20 protein-coding genes are annotated in these 26,076 nt (G+C 69.7%); 14 read left to right on the top strand and 6 right to left on the bottom strand.

Annotated features, from left to right (window positions below):
- Positions 1-2 precede the first annotated feature (2 nt).
- The 6 genes from VKZ50_18915 (at position 3) to VKZ50_18890 (ending at position 8,179) form a co-directional block, all read left to right on the top strand.
- Entirely contained in the window at positions 3-1,817 is a 1,815-nt protein-coding gene (locus VKZ50_18915; protein HLJ61802.1) for a gamma-glutamyltransferase family protein, read from the top strand.
- A gap of 63 nt (positions 1,818-1,880) precedes the next feature.
- Positions 1,881-2,285 (top strand): PPOX class F420-dependent oxidoreductase, encoded by a 405-nt coding sequence (locus VKZ50_18910; protein ID HLJ61801.1) that lies wholly within the window; start codon positions 1,881-1,883, stop codon positions 2,283-2,285.
- Positions 2,286-2,581: 296 nt separating this feature from the next.
- Positions 2,582-3,760 carry an acetyl-CoA C-acyltransferase gene (locus VKZ50_18905; protein ID HLJ61800.1) on the top strand — a complete coding sequence of 393 codons (1,179 nt, stop codon included), beginning with the start codon at positions 2,582-2,584 and terminating at the stop codon, positions 3,758-3,760.
- Positions 3,761-3,786: 26 nt separating this feature from the next.
- Positions 3,787-4,734 carry a 3-hydroxyacyl-CoA dehydrogenase family protein gene (locus VKZ50_18900; GenBank protein HLJ61799.1) on the top strand — a complete coding sequence of 316 codons (948 nt, stop codon included), beginning with the start codon at positions 3,787-3,789 and terminating at the stop codon, positions 4,732-4,734.
- A complete protein-coding gene (locus VKZ50_18895) occupies positions 4,709-6,520 on the top strand; it encodes an acyl-CoA dehydrogenase family protein (GenBank protein ID HLJ61798.1) in 1,812 nt (603 codons plus the stop codon). Before VKZ50_18900 ends, VKZ50_18895 begins: the two co-directional genes overlap by 26 nt.
- Positions 6,521-6,556: 36 nt before the next feature.
- The gene (locus tag VKZ50_18890; GenBank protein ID HLJ61797.1) at positions 6,557-8,179 is read left to right on the top strand and encodes a long-chain fatty acid--CoA ligase; all 1,623 of its coding nucleotides are present in this window, start codon (positions 6,557-6,559) and stop codon (positions 8,177-8,179) included.
- Between the two features lie 54 nt (positions 8,180-8,233).
- On the opposite strand, the gene VKZ50_18885 is transcribed toward VKZ50_18890, so the two are convergent.
- The 6 genes from VKZ50_18885 to VKZ50_18860 form a co-directional block, all read right to left on the bottom strand.
- Positions 8,234-11,485, bottom strand: coding sequence for an efflux RND transporter permease subunit (locus VKZ50_18885; protein ID HLJ61796.1), 3,252 nt, complete (start codon positions 11,483-11,485; stop codon positions 8,234-8,236).
- Complete coding sequence (locus VKZ50_18880) at positions 11,479-12,891, bottom strand: efflux RND transporter periplasmic adaptor subunit (protein ID HLJ61795.1); 1,413 nt, start codon at positions 12,889-12,891, stop codon at positions 11,479-11,481. Before VKZ50_18880 ends, VKZ50_18885 begins: the two co-directional genes overlap by 7 nt.
- A 198-nt stretch (positions 12,892-13,089) precedes the next feature.
- On the bottom strand, positions 13,090-13,986 hold the full coding sequence (nikC, locus tag VKZ50_18875) for a nickel transporter permease (GenBank protein ID HLJ61794.1): 897 nt from the start codon (positions 13,984-13,986) through the stop codon (positions 13,090-13,092).
- The gene (locus tag VKZ50_18870; protein ID HLJ61793.1) at positions 13,955-14,959 is read right to left on the bottom strand and encodes an ABC transporter permease; all 1,005 of its coding nucleotides are present in this window, start codon (positions 14,957-14,959) and stop codon (positions 13,955-13,957) included. The genes nikC and VKZ50_18870 overlap by 32 nt, the downstream gene beginning before the upstream one ends.
- 15 nt (positions 14,960-14,974) lie before the next feature.
- Positions 14,975-16,612 (bottom strand): ABC transporter substrate-binding protein, encoded by a 1,638-nt coding sequence (locus VKZ50_18865; protein HLJ61792.1) that lies wholly within the window; start codon positions 16,610-16,612, stop codon positions 14,975-14,977.
- A 116-nt stretch (positions 16,613-16,728) separates the two neighbouring features.
- Positions 16,729-18,402, bottom strand: a complete 1,674-nt coding sequence (locus VKZ50_18860) for a M28 family peptidase (protein HLJ61791.1) — start codon at positions 18,400-18,402, stop codon at positions 16,729-16,731.
- Between the two features lie 392 nt (positions 18,403-18,794).
- On the opposite strand from VKZ50_18860, the gene VKZ50_18855 reads away from it, so the two are divergent.
- The 8 genes from VKZ50_18855 to VKZ50_18820 all read left to right on the top strand — a co-directional run bounded on the left by VKZ50_18855 (position 18,795) and on the right by VKZ50_18820 (position 26,076).
- Positions 18,795-18,980: a hypothetical protein gene (locus VKZ50_18855; GenBank protein ID HLJ61790.1), complete on the top strand. Its 186-nt coding sequence runs from the start codon at positions 18,795-18,797 to the stop codon at positions 18,978-18,980.
- A gap of 88 nt (positions 18,981-19,068) precedes the next feature.
- Positions 19,069-19,863: an ABC transporter ATP-binding protein gene (locus VKZ50_18850; protein ID HLJ61789.1), complete on the top strand. Its 795-nt coding sequence runs from the start codon at positions 19,069-19,071 to the stop codon at positions 19,861-19,863.
- On the top strand, positions 19,863-20,705 hold the full coding sequence (locus VKZ50_18845; protein ID HLJ61788.1) for an ABC transporter permease: 843 nt from the start codon (positions 19,863-19,865) through the stop codon (positions 20,703-20,705). The genes VKZ50_18850 and VKZ50_18845 overlap by 1 nt, the downstream gene beginning before the upstream one ends.
- Before the next feature lie 73 nt (positions 20,706-20,778).
- Positions 20,779-22,128 (top strand): FAD-dependent oxidoreductase, encoded by a 1,350-nt coding sequence (locus VKZ50_18840; protein ID HLJ61787.1) that lies wholly within the window; start codon positions 20,779-20,781, stop codon positions 22,126-22,128.
- Positions 22,129-22,130: 2 nt separating this feature from the next.
- Entirely contained in the window at positions 22,131-22,928 is a 798-nt protein-coding gene (locus VKZ50_18835; GenBank protein ID HLJ61786.1) for an enoyl-CoA hydratase-related protein, read from the top strand.
- Positions 22,925-24,115, top strand: a complete 1,191-nt coding sequence (locus VKZ50_18830) for a CoA transferase (GenBank protein HLJ61785.1) — start codon at positions 22,925-22,927, stop codon at positions 24,113-24,115. Before VKZ50_18835 ends, VKZ50_18830 begins: the two co-directional genes overlap by 4 nt.
- Before the next feature lie 158 nt (positions 24,116-24,273).
- Entirely contained in the window at positions 24,274-25,326 is a 1,053-nt protein-coding gene (locus VKZ50_18825; GenBank protein ID HLJ61784.1) for an ABC transporter substrate-binding protein, read from the top strand.
- Between the two features lie 123 nt (positions 25,327-25,449).
- On the top strand, positions 25,450-26,076 hold the full coding sequence (locus VKZ50_18820) for an aquaporin (GenBank protein ID HLJ61783.1): 627 nt from the start codon (positions 25,450-25,452) through the stop codon (positions 26,074-26,076).

Raw genomic sequence — 26,076 nt, 5'->3', positions numbered from 1 at the left:
AAATGGCGGAACGCACGTCGGACACGCGGTCGGGCGCGAGCTCCGGGTACGCCGACTGGCAGTTCTCGAGCTCCACGCGGCCGGTGATCCGAGGCCGCTCGCTCGTCGTCGCGTGCGGACACTACCTGGCCGCCGCGGTCGGGATGCGCATGCAGGCGCTCGGCGGCAACGCGTTCGACGCCGGCGTGGCGATGGTCTTTGCGCAGTCCGTGCTGGAGTTCCAGAGCTTCGGATTCGGCGGCGAGGTCCCGATCCTGGTGTACGACGCGCGGGAGCGCCGGGTCGTGGTGATCGACGGGAACACGCGCGCGCCGGCCGCGGCGACGATCGAGTGGTTCCGCGCGCGCGACATCGCGCTGATCCCGGGCGACGGGTTCCTGGCCGCGGGTGTCTGCGCGGTGCCCGATGCGTTGATCACCGTGCTCGACCGGTACGGCCGCCTGACGCTCGAGCAGGTGCTCGCGCCGGCGATCGAGCTGGCCGCCGGCGGCTTCCCAATGTACGAGGGCATGCTGCGGTCGATCGTCGACCATCAGGAGCGGTTCCGCACGGAGTGGCCGACCTCGGCGGCGTTGTTCCTCCCGGGCGGCGCCGTCCCCGCGCTCGGGGACACCTGGCGGAACCCCGACCTCGCGCGGACGTTCGAACGGCTCGTGGAGGCGGAGCGGGGGGCCCGGTCGCGCGGGCGCAGCGAGGCGCTCCGGGCAGCGCGGGATTGCTTCTACCGGGGCCCGATCGCGCGCGAGATCGTGGCGTACCAGCGCGACACCAAGACCCGCGACGCCAACGGAACGGTCTCGAACGGGTTGCTCGCGGAGGAGGACTTCGCCGCGTTCAACGTCCGTGTCGAGGCGCCGGTGTCGTCCGACTATTGCGGATACCAGGTCCACAAGTGCGGCCCCTGGTCGCAGGGGCCCGTGTTTCTCCAGCAGCTCGCGCTGCTCGAAGGCTTCGATCTGAAGCGGCTGGGGCTCAACTCGGCCGACTACATCCACACCGTGATCGAGGCGACCAAGCTGGCGATGGCCGACCGTGAGCGGTATTACGGCGATCCGGAGTTCGTAGACGTGCCGCTGCGCGGTCTTCTCTCGAAGGCGTACGCGGAAGCGCGGCGCGGCCTGATCGATCCGCGCGTGGCGTCCGCGGAGCTGCGGCCGGGCGACCCGTATCCGTTCGACGGACGTGCGGCGCCGTCCGGCCAGGTCGCGGTCGAGGGCCGCGGGTGGAGCGGAGGCACGACCGGCACGCGGGCCGTGGACGCCGACGGGAACATGTTCTCCGCGACGCCGAGCGGCGGATGGTTCCGCAGTTCTCCGGTGATCCCCGGGCTCGGCTTCTGCCTCGGCACGCGGATCCAGATGTTCTGGCTGCACGACCCCGCTCATCCCGGGGCGCTGGCGCCGCGGAAGCGGCCCCGCACGACGCTGACGCCCTCCCTCGTCACGCGGGAGGGGCAGCCGTATCTCGTCTTCGGCACGCCGGGGGGCGACCAGCAGGACCAGTGGACCCTGCAGTTCTTCCTCAACGTCGTGGACTTCGGCATGGACGTCCAGGATGCGATCGACGTGCCGAGCTTCCACACCGGCCACATGCCGAGCTCGTTCTATCCGCGGGCGGCCAAGCCCGCGGAGGTGACGCTCGAGGCGCGCGTGCCCGGCCCGGTGCTCGACGAGTTGCGCGCGCGGGGGCACGACGTCAAGGTCGTCGGCGCTTGGAGCCAAAACTACACGACGGCGGTCATGTACGATCCCCGGCGCCGGTTGATGGAGGGCGGCGCGAGCTCCCGCGGCGAGCGCAACTACGCAATCGGCTGGTAACGGTCGATTCGGGCCTCCCAGCGTCGCCGGGAGGGGTCGCCCGCGTCCTGCGGGGAGGGATCGATGTTCTCGGAGTCGGAGCGCGCCTACCTTCGGTCGCAGCGGCTCGCCCGGATCGCGACGGTGTCGCCGGCGGCGCAGCCGGACGTCGCGCCGGTGGCGTACGAGTTCGACGGGACGCACCTCTACGTGGGCGGGCTGTCGATGACGCGCACGCTCAAGTACCGCAACGCCCGTGCTCACCCCCGCGTCGCGATCGTGGTGGACGATGCCGGCGAGGGCCCGCGAGCCCCGCGGGGCGTGAAGATCCACGGCAGCGCGACGCTCGAGGCGCGAGACGGGCCCCGAGGGCCGAGGCCGGTCCTGAAGATCACGCCGGCGGCCCACTGGAGTTGGGGGATCGAGGGCCCGACGTTTCGCGAGGGTGCGCCCGTGATCAAAAAGACGAGCTGGTCTCGGGGATCGTGACGTCCGAGTCGGGCACCTCGTGATCGTCGACGCGCCGCCGGGGCGAGACGAGCGTCCGTGCCTCCCACACCTCGACCCCAGGGTCGATCCCACGCGGCATCCGCGAGCCATCCGGGGTCCGCGCGGGCGTCCCGACCGCACCCGCAGGCCTCCTGCTCCGCCCTCGATAGGGATTTCCGCGCGGGCCACGTATTTGATCCCCTACCTCGCCGCCTGACATCGAGTGAGGCAGGACTGCCCCGCTCTGAGCGGGGACGACCGCGACGACGCGCCAGAGGCGAGAAAGGGGCCGCGCGATGAGCGTTGTGATTCTTGATGGCGCACGCACCGCGTTCGGCCGCTTCGGCGGAGGTCTCCACCGCGTCTCGGCCACCCAGCTCGGCGTCGCGGCGGCACGCGGTGCCTTGACGAAGTCCGGGGTCGCTCCCAACGCCGTCGACCACGTTGCGTTCGGCAACGTCGTGCAATCGAGCGGGGATGCCGTGTACCTGGCGCGCCACATCGGGCTCGGCGCCGGCCTTCGCATCGAGTGTCCCGCGGTGACCCTCAACCGCCTGTGCGGATCGGGGCTTGAAGCGGCGGTCTACGGCGCCCGGCTGATCGAGGCGCGGGAAGCCGACGTGGTGCTGGCCGGCGGCGCGGAAAACATGAGCCAGGCCCCGTTCGTCGTCCGGGGCGCCCGCGAAGGGCTGCCGCTCGGACCGGCGACCTTGGACGACACGTTGTGGGCCGCGCTGACCGACCAGGCCTGCGGACTCGGGATGGCGGAAACCGCCGAAAATTTGGCAGACCGCTACCACCTCACGCGGGAGGCGCAGGACGAGTTTGCGGCTCGGAGTCACGCCCTGGCCGCCCGCGCGCGGACGAGCGGCCGGTTCGCCGAAGAAATCATCCCGGTCGATGCGCCGGGTCCCGGTGGACGCACCGCGGCGGTCGCCGAGGACGAGCACATTCGGCCCGAGAGCACCGTGGACAGACTCGGCAAGTTGCCCGCGCGGTTTCGGGAGGCCGGCACGGTCACCGCTGGAAACAGCAGCGGCATCAACGACGGCGCGGCGGCCGTGGTCCTCGCCTCGCCCGGCGCGGCCGACCGTCTGGGTGCCCGGCCGCTCGGTCGCTTGGTCTCGTGGGCCGCAGTCGGCGTGCCTCCGGACATCATGGGCATCGGGCCGGCCCCGGCGAGCCGGGAGGCGCTTGCGCGTGCCGAACTGCGGCTTGACCAGATGGATGTCATCGAGATCAACGAGGCGTTTGCCGCGCAGTACCTGGCGGTCGAGGCCGAGTTGGGACTCGATCGCGCCCGCGTCAACATCAACGGGGGGGCGATTGCACTCGGGCATCCGATCGGCGCAAGCGGCGCGCGGCTGCTGCTGACTCTGCTCTACGAACTTCGGCATCGCGGCGGACGGTACGGCCTGGCGTCCCTCTGCATCGGCGGGGGGCAGGGGATCGCTGCGGTGGTCGAGGCTGCCTGAGGCCGCACCACCGACGGGAGGGCGACGTGGAGACCGGCACGGAGACGAGGACCGCGGCCGTTGACGGTCGGGTGGTCCACGCGCTGTGCGTCGTCGGCGCCGGAGCGATGGGCCACCAGATCGCGATGCTGGGTGCGCTCGCCGGCTGCCGGACGTCCGTCGTGGACGTGCGGGCGGAGGCGCTGGACACCGCGCGGAGCAGCGTCCGAGCACACGCGGAGCGGTGGACGCAGCACAACCGCCTGACCGAAGCGCAGGCGGCGGACGCCCTGGCGCGGCTGCGCTGGTCCACCTCGTTGGCGGACGGCGCGGCGGAGGCGGATTTCGTCATCGAGGCGGTGGTCGAACGGCTCGACGAGAAGCAGGCGGTCTTCCGCGCGCTCGATCGCCTGGCGCCCGCTCACGCGATCCTCGCCACGAACTCCAGCACGATTCGCGCGTCCCTCCTCGCCTCGGTGACCGCGCGCCCCGATCGCGTCTGCAACATGCATTTCTTCAACCCGCCGCTCGTCATCGAACTCGTCGAGGTGGGGATGTCTCCGCAGACCAGCGAGACGACGGCCGCGACCGCGATGCAGCTCGCCCGCCGCATGCGCCGCACCCCCGTGCTGCTGCGCAAAGAGATCTCCGGATTCCTGGTCAACCGCATCCTCGCCGCCCTCGTCGACGAGGCGGTGCGTCTCTACGAGGGCGGGATCGCGTCGTTCGAAGACATCGACATCGCGGTGAAGAAGGGGCTGGGCCACCCGATGGGCCCGTTCGAACTGATGGACTTCGTCGGCATCGACGTTGCGCACGACGTCCGGATGCAGCGGTTCCAAGAAACCGGCGACCCCGCGCAGCGCCCCGCGCGCAGCGTGACCGACAAGTGCGAGCGCGGCGAGTTTGGGCGCAAGACCGGCAAGGGATGGTACACGTACCCGTCGCCGTCCGCCGGTGCGACCCGGCGTGACGGCGCGGACGGTGGGGAGTGAGCAGGAGATGGGCGCGCCGCACCCCGTAGGCGGACAGTGGCTGCTCGAACCGTCTCTCCCCGGGGACGTGTACACGCCCGAGCGCTTCACGGACGAACACCGCCTCATGGCCCGCTCCGTCCGAACGTGGCTCCAGCACGAGGTCGAGCCGGTCGACGCGCGGCTGGAGGAGAAGGATCTGTCTCTCCTCAAGAGCGTGCTCAGGAAGGCCGCCGACCTCGGCGTCTTCGCGGCGGATGTGCCGGCCGACTACGGAGGCCTGGAGAGCGACCGCATCATGGGCCTGGTGCTGGCCGAGACCATCTCCCGCGGGTCCCTCTCGTCGAGCGTTGGCGCACACGTGACGATCGGGATGCTGCCGATCGTCTTCTTCGGCACACCCGCCCAGCGTGCGCGCTATCTGCCACGGATGGTGACGGGGGAGCTGATCGGCGCCTACGCGCTGACCGAACCGACCGCCGGCTCGGATGCCCTCTCGATCCGCACCCGCGCGGTGCCGGAGCCGGGCGGCGCGGCGTACCGCATCAGCGGCACCAAGCAGTTCATCACGAATGGGGGCATCGCCGACGTCTTCATCCTGTACGCCAAAGTCGACGGGACCCAGTTCACGTGCTTCATCATCGACCGCGAGACGCCCGGGTTCGCCGTCGGCCCCGAGGAACACAAGCTCGGCATCACCGGGTCGTCGACCACGTCGTTGTTCCTGGACGACGTCCGGGTCCCTCGCGACCGCGTGCTCGGTGAGATTGGCCGGGGGCACACGATCGCGTTCAATATCCTGAACGTCGGCCGGCTCAAACTGGCCGCGGGGTGCGTCGGCGCGGCCAAGCACGCCCTCCGTCACGCGGTGGCGTATGCGCAAGAGCGCTCCCAGTTCGGGCATCCGATCGCGTCGTTCGGGCTGATCCGGCAGAAACTTGCGGCGATGGCCACGCGCCTGTATCTCGCCGAGAGCATGGTGTACCGCGCGGGCGGCCTGCTCGATCGCGCCCTGGGCCGAGTCGACCGCGACGGAGACGCGGAGCCCAAAGACGTGGCCGGGGCACTCGAGGAGCACGCGCCCGAGTGCGCGATCAACAAGGTCTTCGCCTCTGAGATGCTCGATCTGGTCGTGGACGAGATGGTGCAGATCTACGGGGGCTCCGGGTTCATCGAATCGTATCCCGCCGCGCGGGCGTACCGGGACGCGCGCATCAACCGGCTGTACGAAGGCACGAACGAGATCAACCGGCTGCTGATCTCCGGACAACTCCTCCGCCGGGCCGCCGGCGGACGCCTGCCGCTTCTGGACGCGGCGCGACACGCCGCCGACACGCTCGGTCAAGCCGCGACCGGGCCGACGCCACCCGGCGGGGAGAGTGACCCCGCCGATGTGCTGTCGCGGATGAAGACGGTCGCGCTCGCGTGTCTCGGACGGGCCATCGAGCGGTTCGGGAAGGAGGTCACCGAGCAGCAGGAGGTCCTGGCCTGGCTCAGCGACTTGATCATCACGGTGTTTGCCGTTGAGTCCGGCGTGCTGCGCGCGCGCCAGAACGGCGGGGCGTCGGGCGACGGCCTGATGGCGCGGATCGGCGCGCTGGCCGCGGCCGAGGCGCTGCCGTCCTTCGCCGATGCCGCGGCCAGGATCGTGGTGGCGGCCGAAGGGACCGCGGGGGCCCGCCAGACGCTCGCCGGCGTCCAGCGGTTGCTAGCGACGACGCCGGTGGACCCTGTCGCGGGACCCCGGGCGGTCGCGGAGAGCGTGCTCGAGATGGGCGGATACCGGCTGGGACTGCCGGCGGTGTAGGGACGAACCCGAGGAGGGACGCAGACGATGGCGACGATGCGGTACCAGTTGACGTTGCCGGCCATGCTCGAACGAGGCGAGGGGCTCTTCCCGGGGCGGGAGATCGTATCGCGGACCGCCTCCGGGATCTTCCGGTACACGTACCGAGACTTCGGACAGCGGGTGCGACGGCTGGCCTCGGCGCTCACCACGCTCGGCGTGCGCAAGGGTGATCGCGTCGCCACGTTGGCCTGGAACCAGCACCGGCACCTGGAGGCGTACTTCGCGATTCCGTCGATCGGTGCGGTGTACCACACCCTGAATCTCCGGTTGCCCCAGGCGCACCTCACCCACATCATCAACCATGCCGAGGATGGGATCATCCTCGTTGATGCGGACCTGATCCCGCTGCTGGAAGCGATCGCGCCGCAACTGACGACCGTCACCCGCTACATCGTCATGAGCGACGGCGATGTTCCGGCCACCGGGCTGCCGAACGTGTCGTCCTACGAGCAGCTGCTGTCGTCGGCGGCGCCGATGCGTCGGTGGCCGGAGCTGGACGAGTGGGACCCGGCCGGCATGTGCTTCTCTTCAGCCACGACCGGCATGCCGAAAGGCGTCACGTTTACGCACCGGGCCCTGTGGCTACACGGACTGGCGCTGTCGCTGGCGGACACGGTCGCGGTCTCGCAGCAGGATACGATCCTGCCCATTGTGCCGATGTTCCACGTCAACGCGTGGGGCCTTCCGTTTTCCGGCGTGTGGATGGGCGCCAAGCTGGTGCTGCCCGGGCCGCGCCCGGACGCGCGTGCGTACTGCGAGCTGATCCAGAACGAGAAGGTGACGCTGGCGGCCGGGGTCCCATCCGTGTGGATGGCGGTCCTCGCGCTGCTGGAGAACGAGACATTCGACCTATCGAGCCTGAACCGGGTGTTGTGCGGCGGGTCCGCAGCGCCGCGCGCGGTGATCGAGGGCATGGAGAAGCGGCTCGGCGCGCGGTTCATCCACGCGTACGGCATGACCGAGGCCGCGCCGCTCACGCACGTGTGCAGCCTCAAGCCGCACATGGCGGCGTGGGACGACGACCGCAGGTACGACGTGAAGGTTCGGCAAGGGCTCCTCGTCCCCGGCCTGGAGATGCGGGTCGTGGGCGGTGATGGCGGCGACGTGCCGTGGGACGGCAAGACGATGGGCGAGGTCTGGCTCCGCGGCCCCTGGATCGCCGATGAATACTATCGGGACCCACGCACGGCCGACACGTTTCAGAACGGCTGGTACCGCACGGGGGACGTGGCGACGGTCGACCCCGAGGGATATCTCGGCATCGTCGACCGGATGAAGGACGTCATCAAGTCCGGCGGCGAGTGGATCTCGTCGGTCGATCTCGAGAACGCGATCATCGCCCATCCCTCGGTCGCCGAGGCATCGGTCGTCGGCGTCGCGCATCCCAAGTGGCAGGAGCGGCCCCTGGCCTGCGTCGTCGCCAAGCCCGGGCGCACGGTGACGAAGGAAGACATTCTCGAGCACCTCAAGGGCCGGTTCCCATCCTGGTGGACGCCCGACGACGTGGTCTTCATCGCCGAAGTGCCGAAGACGAGCGTCGGCAAATACGACAAGAAAGTGCTCCGGGAGCGGTACGCAAACTACCTGTTGGAGGCCAAGACCGAGCGGGCGCGCTGAGCACACCCCAACGCTCCGCTGGCCAGGGTTGAGTCGACTCGCCTCCGGCGCGCCCTATCCCGGGTCGCGCTCCGAGCCCGGTGGCGTTCCGTGGTCGGAGGATCCCTCCCCAGGCGCGGTTTCCGGCGCCGGTGCGCTTGGTGCATCGGGGGCAGGGGACGGTGGCGTGTCGCGATGTCCGCGCCGCCCGCGACCGCCCGCCACCAGCACGTAGAGCACGGGGATAAAGAAGATCCCCATCAAGGTGGCCGTGGTCATGCCGCCCACCACGCCGGTGCCGAGCGAGTGGCGCGAGTTGGCGCCGGCGCCCGTGGCGAACACCATCGGCATCGCGGCGAACACGAACGCGAGCGACGTCATCAGGATCGGGCGAAGCCGCAACCGCGCCCCCGCGATCGCGGCGTCGATCACAGGCAACCCCTCCCGTTCATGCTGTTCCTTGGCGAACTCGACGATCAGGATCGCGTTCTTCGCCGTGAGACCGATGAGCATGACCAGTCCGATTTGCACGTAGACATCGCTGAGCACATCCCGGAACAGGATCCCGCGCACCATAATAGCCGCGAGCGAGCCGAACGCCGCGATGGGCACGCTGAGCAAGATGCTGAACGGAATGGACCAGCTCTCGTAGAGCGCCGCGAGAAGCAGAAACACGAGCACGAGCGCGAGCATGAAGATCAGCGCCTGAGTGCCCCCGGCCTGTTTCTCCTGATAGGCCAACCCGGTCCACTCGTATCCGTACCCGGCGGGAAGCGCCGTGCGCGCCACCTGTTCCATCACGTCGATCGCACGCGCGGAGCTGGCGCCGAACGGGGCCTGCCCGTCGATCTCGGCGGCATAGTAGCCGTTGTAGCGCGTGACGGTCGCCGGTCCGCTGCCCGGGGTGACCGCGACGAGCGTGCTGAGCGGCACCATGCCGCCTGCCGCGCTGCGGACGTACAGCCCCCCGATGTTGTCCGCGGTCATGCGGAACGCCGGCTCGGCCTGGATCATGACCTTGTAAACCCGCCCGAAGAGGGTCACGTTGTTGATCTGCAGCCCGCCGAGGAACGCGGACAGGCCCTGGTAGACGCTGTCCAACGACACGCCGAGGGTCGCGGCTTTGTCCCGGTTCACGACCACGTTGTAGCGCGGCGTCGTCGTGCGGAACCCGGTGGACAGCGCGGTCACCTCGGGATGGGTGCTCGCGGCGCCGATGACCCCCTGCGCCACCCGCGCCAGCGCGTTGAAGTCGCTGGTGCCGTTTCGGTCTTCCGCGATGAACTGGAACCCGTTGACGTTGCCCTCCCCGGGGAGCGGCGGAAGCGGGAACGCGAACCCGATCGCTTCGGGAAACCGGGAGAACGCGGCGTTGGCGCGCACGAGGAGCGGAAACAGCTGCTCGTCGCGGGAGCGGCGTTCGTCCCAGGGCCGCAGGGTGACGAACGCGGCAAAGGCGTTGGAGTTGATGACCCCGCCGCCGAGAATGTCGTAGCCCCCGATCGTAAAGATCTGGTCGACGCCGGGAAGAGTCCGCAGGAACTGCTCGGCCTTCCGCTCGACGTTTTCGGTGCGATCCTGCGTTGCCCCGTCGGGCAGGCGGAACGCGACGACGAAGAACCCCTGGTCCTCGATCGGCACGAACGTTGACGGTAGGATGCGTACGATCTCGAACGCGATCAGGGCGACAAGCGCGAGGGCGACGAGCATACCCCACCGGACGCGGATCGCCCAGCGGAGCAGCCTGATGTAGAGATCGGTGCCCCACGCGAAGAGGGCGTTGAACCCCCCGAAGAACCAGGCGAGCGGCCCGCGGGCGGCGGCGCGGGGCTGCAGCAGCAGCCCGCAGAGCGCCGGCGTCAGCGTGAGCGCCACCAGCCCAGAGAGGGTCACGGCCGAGACCAGGGTGAGCGCAAACTGCCGGTACAGCTGTCCGCTGAGGCCGCCGATGAAGGCGGTCGGGAGGAACACGGCGTCGAGCACGAGCACGATGCCGATGATGGGCGCCTGGACCTGGCGCATCGCGGCCTCCGCTGCGGCGAGCGGCGCAAGGCCCTCATCGATGTGGCGCTCCACCGCTTCGACGACGACGATCGCGTCGTCCACGACAAGCCCGATCGCGAGCGTCAGGGCGAACATCGTCAAGATGTTGACGGTGAAGCCCAAGGCGTTGAAGATCGCAAACGCGCCGATGAGGGACACGGGGATGGCGAGCATCGGGATGAGGGTCGCGCGGGCCCGGCCGAGGAAGACCGTGACGACGACGAGGACGAGGAGCACCGCCAGCCCGAGGGTTCGGGTGACGTCGTTCAGCGCCGCGGTGATGAACAGCGTGCTGTCGAACGCGATGTCCGCGGTGAGTTCCGGCGGGAACTGCTTAGACAGGCCCGCGAGCGCGGCGCGCACCCCCTGGGACGCCGCCAGTGCGTTCGACCCCGGGCTCTGCAGAAGAATGATGATGGCGGAGGGGTGCCCATTCCGCCAGCCGCTCGTGCCGTAATCCTGCGCGCCGAGTTCGGTCCGCGCGACGTCCCGCAGGCGCACGACGGTGCCGTCGGGCAGCGTGTGCACCGCGATGTTGTCGAGCTGGCTCGCATCCGACACCTGTCCGTTCGCGGTTACCGTGTACTGGATCTGCGTGCCCGGGAGGCTCGGCCGCAGTCCGAGCGTCCCGGTCGGGGCGATGACGTTTTGCGACGTGATCGCGTTCGACACGTCGCCCGACGTCAACCCGAGCGCCGCCAGCCGGTCGGGGCTCAGCCAGGCGCGGAGCGCGTAGCTCCGCTGCGGGAAGATGAAGTAGTCGCCGATGCCGGGAACCCGGAGGAACGGATCCACCAAGTGGAGCAACGCGTAGTTGGAGAGAAACGTGGGGTCGTAGCTGTCGTCCGGCGAGTACACTGAGACGCCCATCAAGAAGTTGGGTGACGCCTTGCGTACCGTGAGGCCGAAATTGTTCACGGCGGCGGGCAGGTTGGCGGAGGCTTGACTGACGCGGTTCTGGACCGCCACGGCATCGAGGTCGGGGTCGGTCCCGAGCGCGAAGGTCACGGTCAACGTGTACTGCCCGTTCGCCGTGCTCTGCGATTGCATATAGAGCACGCCGGGGGTTCCGTTGACGGCCTCCTCGATCGGTACGGCGACGTTCTGGGCGACCACCTCTGCGCTCGCGCCGATGTAGGTGGTGCTGACGGTCACGGTCGGAGGCGCGATGTTCGGGTACTGCTCGCGCGGGAGCGCGGTGTAGGACAGGGCGCCAACGATGACGATCAATATCGAGATCGCCATCGCGAAGATCGGGCGGTGAATGAAGAACCGACTCAGCACGGGCGGCCCCCGGTCGGAACCGCGAGCCCGTTCGTCCCGGGGAGGGGCGGTGCGGGCCGGGTCGTCGGCGACACCCGGATCCCCGGGCGCACCTTTTGCACACCCTCCACGATCACTCGCTCCCCGGCGCGCACGCCGTCGAGGACGATGAAGAACTGCCCGTACGGCCCACCGTCCGTGAGCGACCGCACCGAGACCGTGTTGTCCGACCCAACCACGAACACCGTCTTGACGCCCTGCACTTCCTGGATCGCCACCTGCGGGACGAGGACGGTGTTCGGACGATCCTGCAGCTTGGCGCGCACCCGAGCATACATGCCCGGCCGCAGCAGCCGCTCGGGATTGGGGAATACCGCTTGCACGATGATCGTCCCGGTCTGCGGATCCACGGCCCGGTCAAGGGTCCGGAACGTGCCGGGGTGCGGATAGGTGCTGCCGTCCGCCAGCACCAACTGGAACGACGGCACGTTCAGGGCGCTCGCTCCCGTGCGGGCCGCCTCCGTGGAGGCGCGCTTCAGGAGGCCGAGGAACGTCACCTCGCTCAAATGGAACTGCGCGACGATCGGGTCCACCGTGGACATCGTCGCGAGCTGCGCGTTGGCCCCGACGAGGTTGCCCTGATCCACGCTCAACAGCCCGACGACGCCGTCGACCGGCGCCTGGACCGTCGTATAGTGGAGGTTCAGCTGGGCCTGCGTCACGGCCGCCTGGGCCTGCTGGACGCCCGCGCGGGCCTGCTGGATGCCGGTCTGCGTCGACAGGGCCGTGTTCTTCACCACCGCGACTTGCGCCGCCACGTTGGCCGCCGCCGCCTGCTCCGCCGCGGTATCGTTGTCCAGCTGCTGCTGGGCGACCGCCTGCTGCGCCACGAGATAGCGGTCGCGCTCCACCTGCTTCTGGGCGTTCACCTGCGTCGCTTGGAGTGCCGCCAGTTGCGCCTTGGCCTGGGCGAGCTGCACCTGTTCGAGCGCCTGCTGCAGGTTGGCCTGCGCGGTCGCCAGCTGCGCCTGCGCCGATTGGAGCGCCGCCGTGTACGGACGCTGATCGATGACGAACAGCAGCTGTCCGTGTTTCACCTCGGCGCCCTGCTTAAACAGGACCTGCTCGAGCGTGCCGCCGATCTGTGCCTTCAGGTCGACGGTCTGGACGGCGACTGTTTGGGCCACGTTCTCTTCGTAGATCGGCACGGTCCGCTGGATCGCCTCCGTGACGACGACGGCCGGAGGCGGCGGGGCGACGGCCCGAGTGTCTGGCGTCCGTGCCCGGGCGCTGCACCCGGCGAGGACCAAGCCGGCGATCGCGGCCGTCAGCGCGAGGCCCCGCCGGCGCCATCCGTGGTGCGGGGACGATCGAACCGGTTGTGGCGGCCTCGCCGAGGGGCGCGGTGCGCCCGTCCGGTATGTCATGGGTCCATCCCACCTCTCCGATTAGCTTGTTAGCTTGGACGCCCCGCGCCCGCTCCCTGCCCGGCCGGGCGGGCACACGGTACCCCGGGGTCCCGGGGGCAACTGCGGTCCCTACGCTAAACGACGCGAACGGCGGCGCGCATCCGCGGCGCGTCGGTTGGACCCCCCCGGGTGCCGAGGAAGCGGCGGCGATTTCGGCTACGCGACGGAGCGAAGCCGCGGGTCGAACGCGTCACGGACCGCATTCCCGAGCAGGTTGAAGCCGAGCACGGCGAAGAAGATCGCCATCCCCGGAAACGTCGGATACCACCAGGCATCCACCATGTAGCTGCGCGCCTGTGCGATGATCGCGCCCCACTCCGGCGTGGGCGGCTGCGCGCCGAGGCCGATGAAGCTCAGGCTCGCCGTCGCCAGGATCGCGAACCCGATGTCGATCGAAGCCTGGATCACGACCGTCGTGCCGACGTTGGGGAGGAGGTGGCGGAGCAAGATGCGCGGTCGCCCCGCGCCGAGGGAGACGGCGGCCTGGACGTACTCCTGCTCGCGCATCGACAGCAACTGCCCGCGAACGAGGCGGGTGTACCACGGCCACCACGACAGGGCGATCGCGAGCACGGTGTTGGACAACCCGGCCCCCAGCGTCGCGGCGATCGCGACCGCCAGGACGAGCCGCGGAAACGCGAGAAACACGTCGGTGGTGCGCATCAGCACTTCATCCACCCATCCGCCCCAGTAGCCCGCGATCAGCCCGAGACCGACGCCGAGCACCATCGCCAAGACGAGGACGACGACGGCGACGGCGAGGGAGATGCGGGCGCCGGTGAGCACCCGGCTGAGCAGATCCCGCCCCAGGTCGTCGGTCCCGAACCAGTGGTTGGGCGACGGGCCTTGGAGCTTCTCCGCGGCCGAGATGTGGAACGGATCGTGCGGCGCCACCGCCGGGCCGAACAACGCGACCAGGACCAGCAGCGCGACGCTCGCCGCGCCGATCCACGCTCCCGGGATGCGCGTGAGCAGCCGGAACGAGCGGCGCAGATAGCTCGTCCCGGCGGTGGTCCCGATACTAGTAGCGGATGCGGGGGTCGACGACAGCATACAGGATGTCCACGCCGAGGTTGATCAGGACGAACATCACGGTCAGGAGCAGAGACGTCCCCATGATCGCCGAGTAGTCGAGCGTCGTGATTGCGTTGACGCTGTAGAGCCCGACGCCCGGCCAGTTGAAGATCAACTCGACCAGGAAGACGCCACCGAGCAGGCTGCTGGTGTACAGTCCCAGGACGGTGATCACCGGGATGAGCGCGTTGCGCAGTCCGTGGTGGAGGAACACGCGCTTCGACACCAGGCCCTTGGCCCAGGCGGTTCGGACGTAGTCCTGCGAAAGGACCTCGAGCATCGTTGAGCGCGTCATCCGGATCGTGGGCGCGAGCGCCGTGAGCGCGAGCGTCAGGCTCGGCAGGACGAGGTGGAGCGCGGCGCTCTGCAGGTCCCCGAGGTTGCCGGCGAGCGCGCTGTCCACCACGTACAGGCCCGTCACGTGCGGCGGGGCCGTCGCCGTGATGGCGAGGCGTCCTGCGAGCGGGAACCAGTTCAGCCACCGGACGAAGATGAGCTGCAGCAGGATGCCAAAGAAGAAGATCGGGAACGAGAGCCCGCTCACACTCAGGACCTGCGCGAGCAGGTCGATCACACTGCCGGACCGGACGGCGGAGAGCACGCCGATGGGGATGCCGACGACGATGGTCAGCAGCATCGCGGCTCCCGCGAGTTCGATCGTCGCGGGGACGTACTCCGTCAGGTCGCTCAGCACCGGGCTGTTGGTCTGCATCGCCATGCCGAGGTCCCCGCGCGCCAGCTTCCCGAGGTACACGACGTACTGCACGGGCAGGGGCCGGTCCAGGCCGAACGCGTGCCGGACCGCGGCGACCTGATCCGGCCCGGCGTGCTCGCCGGCGATCAGCTTCGCGGGGTCCGCCGGGACGAGATGGGTGAGGATAAAAAGAAGCAGGCTCACCCCGACCAGCAACGGCGGGAGCAGGGCGAGCCTTCTCAGGATGTAGGCAGCCAACGGCTGCGGCGCCGGCTAGCTCTTCGAGATCGCGTACAGGTCGAACGTATTGCCCAGGTACGGATTGAAGCTGTACCCTTGGACGTTCGACCGCATCGGTACGCGGTTGATCAAGGTCCCGATGAAAATCGCGGCGGCCTCGTTCACGATGACCTTCTGGGCGTCTTTGTACAGCTGGATGCGCTTCGGCTGGTTCGTGATCTGGTTCGCCTGCTTCATCAGCGCTTCGACCTTGTCGTTCGCGTAGAAGCTGAAGTTCCACCCCGCGGTGCCCCACGCGTCCTTGCCGAACGTGGCGTCGAGCATCGACGAGGGGTCCGCGTAGTCGGGGTAGTTGCGGATCGGCAGCAGGTCCGGCGCGGTCTCCGGCTTGCCGGCCTTGTCCAGCAGGACGGAGGACTGCATCTCCTGGATCGTGACGGTGATGTTGAGCGGTTTGAGCTGCGCCTGGATGATCTGCGCGACCTTCTGGTACGTCGGGTCGCCCTGGAACACGAGCAGGCTCAACGTGAAGCCGCCGGTCGGATGGCTCGACTCGCTGAGGAGCTGCTTGGCTTTCGCCATGTCCAGATGGTACGGCTTGTCTTCGGCAAAGAGATGCGCCGGATCCGTGTTGGGCAGCGGGCCGTACAGCGGGTCCAGCTTGCCGTTGAAGATCAGGTCCCGGGCGCCATTGTAGTCGAACGCATAGGAGATCGCCTGCCGGATCTTCACGTCGTTGAGCGGCGGGCGTTGGCAGTGCATCGCGATGTAGAAGATTCGCTGGGTCGGGAACGACGCGACCTTGATCCCGTTCTCCTTCGAGAGCGCGTCGATGAGGTCGGGTGCCACGATCGTGAGGACGTCCGCATCGGCCTGTTCGAGCATCAGGCGTTGCGTCGACGCCTCCGGGGTGATCTTGAAGATGATCCGCTTCACGTGCTGCCCCTGCCACCCGCCCCAGTACCCCGGGAACGCTGAGAGCACGACCTGCCCGGCGCCCTTGTCATAGCTCTCCAGCACGTACGGTCCGGTGCCGGCCGCGTTGGTCGCGAGCCAGCCCTGCCCCATGTCGGTGCCGGACGTATGCGCGGCGATCGCCGCCGGGCTGACCATCAGCGCGCCCGACACGGCCGCCAGCTTGGCCGCGAACGCCGCGTCGGGGCCGGTCAGGTTGAACTTGACCGTCAGCGGGTCGGGGGTGTCGATGGTGTCGACGACGCCCTTGTACGCGTAGCCCATGCCCCGGTTGATCTTGATCAGGCGCTCGACCGTGCTCTTGACCGCCGCGGACGTGAACGCCGTCCCGTCATGGAACTTGACGCCGGACCGCAACTTGAACGTCCAGACCTTCGCGTCCGGCGTGCTCTGCCACGACGTTGCGAGCCTCGGGACGATCTGCGCCGTGGCGCCCCGCAGCGTCACGAGACTTTCGTAGATGCCCCGGGTGATGCGGACGGTGTTGTCGTAGACGATGTTGGGGTCCAGGGTCTGCACCGACGTGTCCTGCGCCACGACCAACGTGTCTGGGCCCGCCGCGGCCGCCGCGGCGCCCCCGGGACGGAGCAGATCGTCGAGGCCGGCCGTGCCGGCCCCAAGCGCGGCCGCGCCGAGGCCGAGGGTCTGGAGGAACCTGCGGCGAGAGATCCCCGACCGCCAACCACCATGCGTCATCGTGTCCCCTCCTTCACGAATGATGCTGTTCCGCCTACGGTCGTTCCGCCTGGATCGTTCCGGCGACAATGGCCGACACGTTTCGTGAGCGGTCGGGGCGAGTCCTCTGTGGCCCGTTACATACCGCTTGCGAGACAGTCCTCCGCCGCGCGGCAGGCGGTTCGCACCGCATCGACCACCGCGTTGCGGCCGCGTACCAGATCGACGCGGAGGAACCGGGCCTCGTCGCTGTCTGGGGCCAGCGCCCCAAGCCGCCGGGCGGCCGCGAGTCGCGGCAGGAACGTGTGGTCGAGCGCCGGGTCGTGCGCGTACCGCCCGGCGACCGTGTACGTCGCCGGGATGAGCGCGCGTCCGAGCGCCCGTAGACAGTCGTTGATCGCCCCCGCGCGCGCGCCGGTGGCCCCGGCGGCAGCGCGCTGCACCCGTGCGCAGAGCGCCTCCAGGCGCGCGACCGCGTCGATCGCCGGCGAGAGGTCGAACGACGGTCCGGCGTCGCCGGCCAGGCCCTCCAACCGACCCCGGAGATCGGCCGCGCTCGCGGTGTAGTCGAGCGGGAGGACCGGGTCCGTGAGCAGGCGGTCCAGGGCCAGCGCGAAGACCTTGGCGTCCCGCGCGAGCCGCGCCGGGTCGATCTTGTCCAGGGTATCGTGCGGGGTGTGCCACCACCACCCGAGGCTGCCGTCGTCCTGGTGCGAGAGAGAGCCGAACAGTGACGGGATCCCGATCCCCGTGAACGACTGGTCGGAGTCGCGGCCGACGCGCTTGGGCGTGAGTTCCGCCCCCGCCACCTGTCGGACGGCCCAGACGCCGAGCCCCGCCGTCTCGGGCATCGAGTTCGTGACAAACCGGTCCGCCCCCACCGCCCCCACGGAGTCGATGTTCACGTGCGCGACGCAGTGGTCGGCGAGGTCGAACCAGTGATTGTCCGCGTACCACGCCGACGACGAATACCGGCCGTGGGAGTGGCCGGACCACAGGGCGAGGCGGAGGCCGCGGCGGAACCCGCCGCGTCGGGGCGCAAGTACTCTCGCGACCTCGAGCATCGTCGCGTTGGCGCTCCCGTTGTCCATCGCGCCGAGGTGCCACCCGTCGAGGTGCCCTGAGAACAGGACGAACATCTCCGCCTCGGCGTCGGGGTGCCCGGGGCTGAGATCGGCGATGACGATCGGCGTCCCGGTCCAGCCGGTCCGGACGTCCGCCGTCATGTGGACCATCGCGGGACCGTCCTCGCAGAGGCGGCGCAGCCGCTGGCCGTCCTCTTGGTGCACGGAGACCATCGGAATGCGCGGCAGGGTGCCGGCCGTGCTCGGGGCTGGGTTGCCCCAGACGGGGGAGACGCACATCTCATGCGCATGCCGGCCACTGATGAAGATGAGCCCCGCCACGCCCAACTCGGTCCCCGCGACCGCCTGCTCGGGGGTTGCGAGATCGTCGATGAGCGCGATCTTCCCGGCGGCGCCGGCGCGCGCGTAGTCCTCGGGGCGGCCCTTGCCGACGTAAACGAGATCGCCGGACACACCGGCCACCCCGGTCGATCGCCCCATCGAGTGCGTGATGCAGAAGACCTCGCGCGGCTCGGGGCGCGTGACGCGCAGCGTCGCCGCGCCGGGCAGGCTGATGTAGGCGTCGTGCGTCACGACCTGCGCGGCATAGCCGAACCCGCGGAGCTGTGCCGCCGCGTACGTCGCGGCGTGCTGCTCGTCCGGACTGCCGGACAGGCGTGTCCAGCGCGCGATTTCCCGATTGTACTCGACAAGGTGAGACTGCGAGACTAGGTCCAACTCGAGCACGGGGTTCCCTCCTTCGCGGTACTGCAGATGGCCCACGTCTCCCGCTGGGGTGGCGCAGGCCGCCGGGCGCCTCGAGAACTTCTCGGCACGACCCTGTCGCGTCCTCTCCGTCGTGCAGCACCGCGCCGGCGTGACCCGTGGGAGTGGCCGTGTCAGTTTGTTACAATGGCGCCGATCTGTCGGCTGTGACGGTCGGGCGTGCCGGATCGGGGCCAGCCGCGCGTGAAGAGGAACAATGCGATGAGCCATGTACGCCAGACGCACGGCCACCGCGTCGTCGTGGCGCCTGGCTGCGTCATCCCATATCAGGCGCCGTCGGCGAACCTGCTCGCGGCGCGGCGGGAGGTCGACGGCCTCACCCCGGCGTGGCCAGGGCGGGGCGGGGATGAGGGATGCCGGTACCGTTCTTCCTCGCGCTCAACCTCGCCGAGTGCGCGATCTTCCTCGCCGCGTACCTCTATATGCGCGTCTACCGTCCGCGGGATGTGCGGTGGACCGCGGCCGTGGTGGCGCTCGCGGCCGCGACCTATCTCGCGACGTTCGTGGCGATGTTGGTGGCCGGCGCGCGCGCCCGGTGAGGCGCGTGCCAGGATCTCCCGCCCTCGGCGTAGTAACCCCACTCGTGATCATGGACGGTAGGCGCGGACGGCGGGCGGGGGAGTTTCGGTGACACCCGAGCGGTCGACGCGCGGCGCGGCGGGGCCGTCCATCGTCCTTCGGGCCGTCTCCATGTCGTTCGAGCGCAACGGCGAGCCGCTCGAGGTGCTCCGCGACATCACGCTTTCGATTGCTCAGGGCGAGTTCATCTCGCTGCTGGGACCCTCGGGGTGCGGCAAGTCAACCCTGCTGCGGCTCGTCGCGGATATTCTCCCGCCGACGGGCGGCACGATCGAGATCCTCGGCACGACGCCGGCCGACGCGCGCCGGACCCGCGCGTTCGGGATGGTGTTCCAGCAACCGGTGCTGCTGCCGTGGCTGTCCGTGCAGGAGAACGTCACGCTGCCCCTGCGGATCGGCGGCTGGGGCAGAACGCACGCGTCGGGCCCCTCGCCCGCGTCGCTGCTGGAGCTGGTCGGGCTGCAGGGGTTCGAGCAGGTCCGGCCGGCGCAGCTCTCCGGCGGCATGCAGCAGCGCGTCGCGATCGCCCGGGCCCTCGTGAGCGACCCGCGCGTGCTCCTGATGGACGAACCGTTCGGCGCGCTCGACGCGATCACGCGCGACCGGCTGAACGAAGAGCTGCTTCGGATCTGGACCGAGACGCGCCGCACGGTCCTGTTCGTGACGCACAGCATCCCCGAGGCGGTGTACCTGTCGTCGCGCGTCGTGGTGTTCTCGCCGCGGCCCGCGCAGATCCGCCGCGCGGTCGAGATCGGGCTGCCGTACCCGCGCCGCCCGAACATGCGCGACACGCCGGAGTTCACGAGATTTTCGGCGGAGCTGCGGGAGGCGCTGGAGCACTGATGGCGGCGACCGGGCGGTCTCCGGCGGCGGAGAGCGCGGCGACGGCGCGGCGGCCGCGGCGCCGGGCGCCCGGCGAAGATCCGTGGCGCCGGCACGCGATCTCGATCGGGACCTTCGTCATCGTGCTGCTGCTGTGGCAGGCGATCATCGTCGTGTTTCACGTGCCGGTGTACCTCGCGCCCGCCCCGCTGCAGGTCCTCGGCGCGCTGCGGACCGAGACCCACACGCTGCTGGTCAATACGTGGCCGACGCTGATCGAGACGGTCCTGGGGTTCGTCCTCGGCAATCTGATCGCGGTCGTGACCGCCGTCGGGTTCGTGCACAACCGGACGTTCCGGCACAGCGTGTATCCCCTCGCCGTGACGGTCCGCACCCTCCCGATCGTGGCGATCAGCCCGATCCTCGTGTTGCTGCTCGGCAACGGATATGCGCCGAAGGTCGCGATCGCCGCCCTCATCACGTTCTTTCCCACCCTGGTGAACATGGCCGACGGCCTCACCGCGGTCGACGCGCAGGCGCTGGAGTTGATGCGGGTGCTGTCGGCGACGCGGTGGGAGGTGTTTCGCTACCTGCGCTGGCCCACCTCGCTGCCGTACCTCTTTTCGGCGCTGCGCATCGCGAGCACGGCGAGCCTGCTCGGGGCCATCGTGGGCGAGTGGATCGGGTCCAACGCCGGCCTGGGCTATCTGATCGTGGCGGCGACGTACGACTACCGTACGCCGCTCCTGTACGCGACGATGACGGTCGCCTCGGTGCTCGCGCTCCTGCTGTTCAACGTGGTCACGATCGTGGAGCATTACGCCGTGCCGTGGCGTCCGAGCGGCGGCGCGCACGTCGAATGAACACGAGCGCAGGCCGTAGCGCCTCGCGCGACGACGAGACCGTGAGCCCACGCGTTTGTGAGGGGGAGTCGCCATGACGGTGGTGCACGAGCCTGCCCAGGACGTCCCGGTCGTTGCGGAGGCCGATGTGGTGGTGGTGGGCGGCGGGCCGGCGGGACTCGCCGCGGCGGTCGCCGCGGGCCGCGCCGGCGCGCGCACGCTCCTCCTCGAGCGGTACGGCTACCTCGGAGGCATGGCCGCCGGCGGGATGGTGCTGCTGCTCGACGACATGGCGGACCGAGAGCGCCGGACCGTCGCGGGGATCGGGTACGAGATGGTCCGCCGTCTCGTGAGCGTGGGGGGCGCGGTCGAACCGCCGGAGGCGGACTGTTTCAAGCAGGACATCGAGTTGTGGTGGCGGTGGGCGCGGTGGGGGTTCGAGGATTTCTACTCGCGGATGCAGCCGCACCCCACGACGTACGCCGCGGCGTTCGACCCCGAGGCGTGGAAGCAGGTGGCGTTTGCGATGGCCCGCGAAGCCGGGGTGGCGCTTCGGATGCACTCGTGGTTCTCCCGCGCGATCGTCGAGGACGGCCGGGTCCGCGCCGCGATCGTGCAAACCAAGGCCGGCCGCCAAGCGATCCTCGGCCGGATGTTCATCGACGCGAGCGGCGACGGGGACCTCTACGCGGCGGCCGGCGCGCCGTTCGTGCACGGACGATACATGCTGAGCCTGGTCCACCGGCTCGCGGCGGTGGACGTCGAGCGCGTCGTCCAGTTCGAGCGCGGGCACCCCGAGGAGGCCCGCGCCCTCAACGCCGAGGTCAAGCGCATCATCGGCGGGTCGTGGGACCTTTGGTGGCTGCGCACCCCTCGTGAGGGCGTGATCTGGTGCAACTGTCCCCACGTGTACGGGCTCGACGGCCTGTCGGTGGAAGACCTGACCCGGTTGGAAGTGGAGGGGCGCGAGCGGTTCGTGCGCGCGCTGACGTGGCTGCGCGGCCACATGCCGGGGTTCGAACGGGCCTATATCCTGGACGCCTCTCCGCAGGCCGGCGTCCGTCAGACGCGCGTGCTCGAGGGTGAGTACGTCATGACGAAGGACGATGTGTTGCACGGTCGCCGGTTCCCCGACGTGATCGGCCGCGGGCGGGACTACTTCATGCCGTACCGGGCGCTCCTGCCGAAGGGCGTCGAAGGGATGCTGGTGGCCGGCCGGTGCTATTCGGCGACGCCGGAGGCGCAGCGGCTGGCGCGGGAAATCGCGCCGTGCATGGTGATGGGTGAGGCCGCCGGCACCGCCGCCGCCATGGCGCTGGAGGCCGGGGTCGAGCCGCGCGCGGTGGACGTGCCGGCGCTGCAGCGGCGCCTGGTCGCTCTCGGGGCGGACCTGGGGCTCGGCGGCGAAGCGGCGGCGAGCGCGGCGGGAGGAGGGACGCGATAGCGATGACGGAGGCGACGACCGACGCGGGCATCCGATACGAAAAGGACGGGGCGGTTGCGCGCGTGACGATCGACCGGCCAGAGGTCAGGAATGCGCTCACCCGGGCGGCCCACGAGGCGCTCGAACGCGCGTGGGACCGCGTTCGGGACGACCCCGAGATCCGGGTGGCGATCCTCACGGGGACCGGCACGCGGGCGTTCTGCGCCGGGGCGGACATGAAGGACGCGCAGGAGGCGAGTGGGATCGAGTACCTTGCGCGCGCGCTCCCGCTCGGGGCGGGCGGTCTCTCGCTCCGGCGCGACCTGCTGAAGCCGGTGATCGCCGCGGTGAACGGCTTCGCGCTGGGCGGCGGGTTTGAGCTGGCGCTCGCGTGTGATCTGATTGTCGCCGCCGAGCACGCGGAGTTCGGATTTCCGGAACCCCGCGTCGGCCGCATGGCGATGGACGGCGGCATCGCGATGCTCGCGCGCCAAATCCCGCTCAAGGTCGCGATGGGACTTTTGCTGACCGGCCGGCGCATCGGCGCGCAGGCGGCACTGGCCGCCGGGTTGGTGAACGAGGTTGTGCCCGGCCCCGCGTTGGGCGCCGCCGCGGACCGCTGGGCGGCGGATGTCGTCGCGTGCGCGCCGCTCTCGGTCGAGGCGACGAAGCAGGTTGCGCTCGGCGCGCTCGATCTGCCGGCCTCGGTCGCCGCGCGATGGTTCCCGCGGCGGATGCTCGACGCGATCGCATCCGCGGACGGGGACGAGGGCGTGCGCGCCTTTCGCGAGAAGCGGGCGCCCCGGTGGACGGGCCGATGACGGCCGGAGCGGCTCCGCAGCCGCTCAGCGGCCTCCGCGTGCTGGACTTCACGCAGATCACGCTCGGGCCGATCGCGACTCAGATGCTGGGCGACTTCGGCGCGGACGTCGTCAAGATCGAGCGGCCGGGTAATGGCGACTGGTTGCGTTCGACGCTCGCGCTGCCGAACGGGGTGAGCTACGTCTTCTTGGCAAGCAATCGCAACAAGCGCGCGCTGACCGTCGACCTGCGGCAGCCGGCCGGCACGGAGCTGGTACTGCGGCTCGCGACGCGCGCGGACGTGCTCGTACACAACTTCCGGCCCGGTACGATGGAGCGGCTCGGGCTGGGCTACGAGGCGCTCCGCGGGCTGAACCCTCGCTTGATCTATGCCGTCGGCAGCGGGTACGGCCTCACCGGTCCCTACCGATTGAAGGGCGGCCAGGACTGCATCGCACAGGCGCTCGGCGGAGCGCTGCTGCGGCGCGCCGAGCCCGACGCACCGCCGGAGCCGTTCAGCACGGCGCTCTGCGACTTCGGGGCCGGGATGCTGCTCGTGCAGGGGATTCTGCTGGCCCTGCTGGCCCGCCACCAGACCGGGGCCGGCCAGCTCGTGACGTCGTCGCTGCTCGACGCCATGCTGTACATGCAGCAGCAGGAGGCGACCCCGTTGCTGAACGCCGGACAGGTGGTCAACTGGATCGCCCTGCCCCGCAACGGCGCGTTCCACACCAAGGACGATCATTGGATCGTGCTGATCGGCGCGTTCAAACAGGATCCGCTCGGCGACATCTGCCGCGCGCTCGAGCTGCCGCCGCTCGGCGCGGATCCGCGGTTCGCCACCGAGGAGGCGCAGGCGGCGCACCGCAGCGAGCTGCAGGCGATCCTCCGCCAGCGGTTCGCGGAGCTGACCCAGGAGGACGCGCTCGCGCGGCTGGAACGGGAGGATCTGCTGTGCGCGCCGGTCCACTCGCTCCAGGAGGCGCTCGACGATCCGCAGGTCCGACACAACGAGATGGTCGTGGAACTGGCGCATCCGCGCCTCGGCGCCATCCGCACGGTGGGTGTGCCGGTCAAGCTGTCGGACACACCGGCGCAGATCCGGCGGCACCCGCCGGATCTCGGGGAGCACACGCGCGAGATCCTCGCCGAGGCCGGGTACGGAGAAGCGGAGATTGCACAGCTCGTTCGAGACAAGGTCGTCTGATGCGAGCCGAGGAGGGCGAACGGCCGGCGGGAGGTCGGCGTCGAGGTGAACGGACGCGGAGTGGGGAGTTCCTGAGGCGGGAACGATTTGACGGGCGGAGCCGTGAGATACGGAGTCATGTTGCCCGCGCGAGTCGAGACGAGACGGGGGTGGGGAAGATGGGACGGGACCGAGTCACGCTGTTCACGCAACCGATGACGCGCAGGACGCTGCTCAAGGGTGGGGGGACGCTCGCGCTCGCGATGACCGGAGGGCAACTCGCCGGCCTGCTGCCGCCGGCGCACGCCCAGGGGATGCTGAGTCTGTCCGAGCAGCTCGGCTGGCTGGCGAACGCGCAGATGGCGGGCGATTTCGTGGCGACCTCCAAAGGCTACTTCAAGGACGCCGGGATCGACCTCAAGATCCAGCCGGGCGGGCCGAACATCGACGCGGTCCAGGTGGTCGCGGGCGGTGGCATCCCGATGGGGAACGTCTCATCGGTGGCCGTGCTCGTGAATGCGCGCAGCCACGGGCTGCCGGTCAAAGCGTTCGCGACGGCCCTGCAGAAGCACCCGTTCGCTTTCATCTTCCTCACGAAGTCCGGGATCCGCACGCCACGCGATTTTGCCGGTAAGACGATCGGGATCCAGGCCACGGCGCGCCCCCTGCTCGAGGCCGTGCTGGCCAAGTATCAGATCCCGCCGGACAAGGTGAAGGTGCTGTTCGTGGGCGGCGACACGCATCCCCTAGTGACCGGGCAGGTGGACGTCATCACCGGGTGGATCATCGACGCGCCGCAGATCGCGGCCGTGCGGCAGGCGGGGAGCTACAGCTACTTCCCACTCTGGGATCTCGGCATCCGACTGTACGCCTACACGTACTTCACGACCGACAAGATGCTGAGCGAGCGCAAGGACGCGCTGGTGCGGTTCACGGCCGCGAGCGCGAAAGGCTGGTTGTACGCCGCCCAGCACCCCGATGAGGCGGCGGACATCGTCATCAAGAGCACGACCGGGCTCGACCGGACGCTCGAGCTCCAGACATGGAAGAACGAGATCCCCTACATGTTCTCGCCGCTGACGAAGCAGGCAGGGTGGGGCGCGATGGACCCCAAGGTGTGGACGGCGATCAGCGACACCTACTACGGGCTCAAGCAGATCCCGCAGGCGGTGCCGGCGACGGACGTGATGACGACGGAGATCGTGGAGATGGCGAAGACGCCGAAGGTCTAACGCGCGGCCGCGGGGGAACCCGGGCAGGCCGTTGGGTCTGCCCGGCCCGTCGCGCGGCGGACGGCCGGGACGCCCGGGGGCGCAGGCGCCCCCGGGCCTAACTCGTTCGAGCGAGGTCAGCCGGTGCAGAAGTACATCACGGAACTGATCGGTACGTTTTTCCTCGTGTTGACGGTCGGTTGTACGGTCATCGCGGGAGCCACCGGGGTCATCCCGCCCCTGGCGATCGGCGCCGTCCTGATGGTGATGGTCTTCGCCGGCGGCCACATCTCGGGCGGCCACTACAATCCGGCGGTCACCTTCGGCGTCTGGATCCGGGGGCGGTGCGCTTCCGGAGATGTGGTGCCGTACTGGATCGCCCAGGTGGTCGGCGCGCTCTTTGCGGCGGCCGCGGTCGGGCTCCTGCGCGCCGGGGCGGAGGTGAAGCCGATGCCGCTGTCGGTGGGACCGGCGCTGCTCGCCGAGTTCCTGTTCACGTTCGCGCTTGTGTACGTCGTCCTCAACGTCGCCACGGCGAAGGGTACCGCCGGCAACTCGTTCTACGGACTGGCGATCGGGATGACCGTGATGACCGGCGCGTTCGCCGTAGGAAACATCTCGGGAGGCGCCTTCAACCCCGCGGTCGCCTTCGGGATCACCGCGATGGGGCTCTCGACGTGGACGAACCTCTGGATCTATCTCGTGGCGAACTTCGCCGGCGCCGCCGCGGCGGGCGGAGTATTCAGGTTCCTGAACCCGCAGGACGCGTAG

It is taken from the genome of bacterium, from assembly GCA_035295165.1.
GTDB lineage: Bacteria > Sysuimicrobiota > Sysuimicrobiia > Sysuimicrobiales > Segetimicrobiaceae > JAJPIA01.
This window is presented reverse-complemented; position numbering and strand designations above follow the sequence as displayed.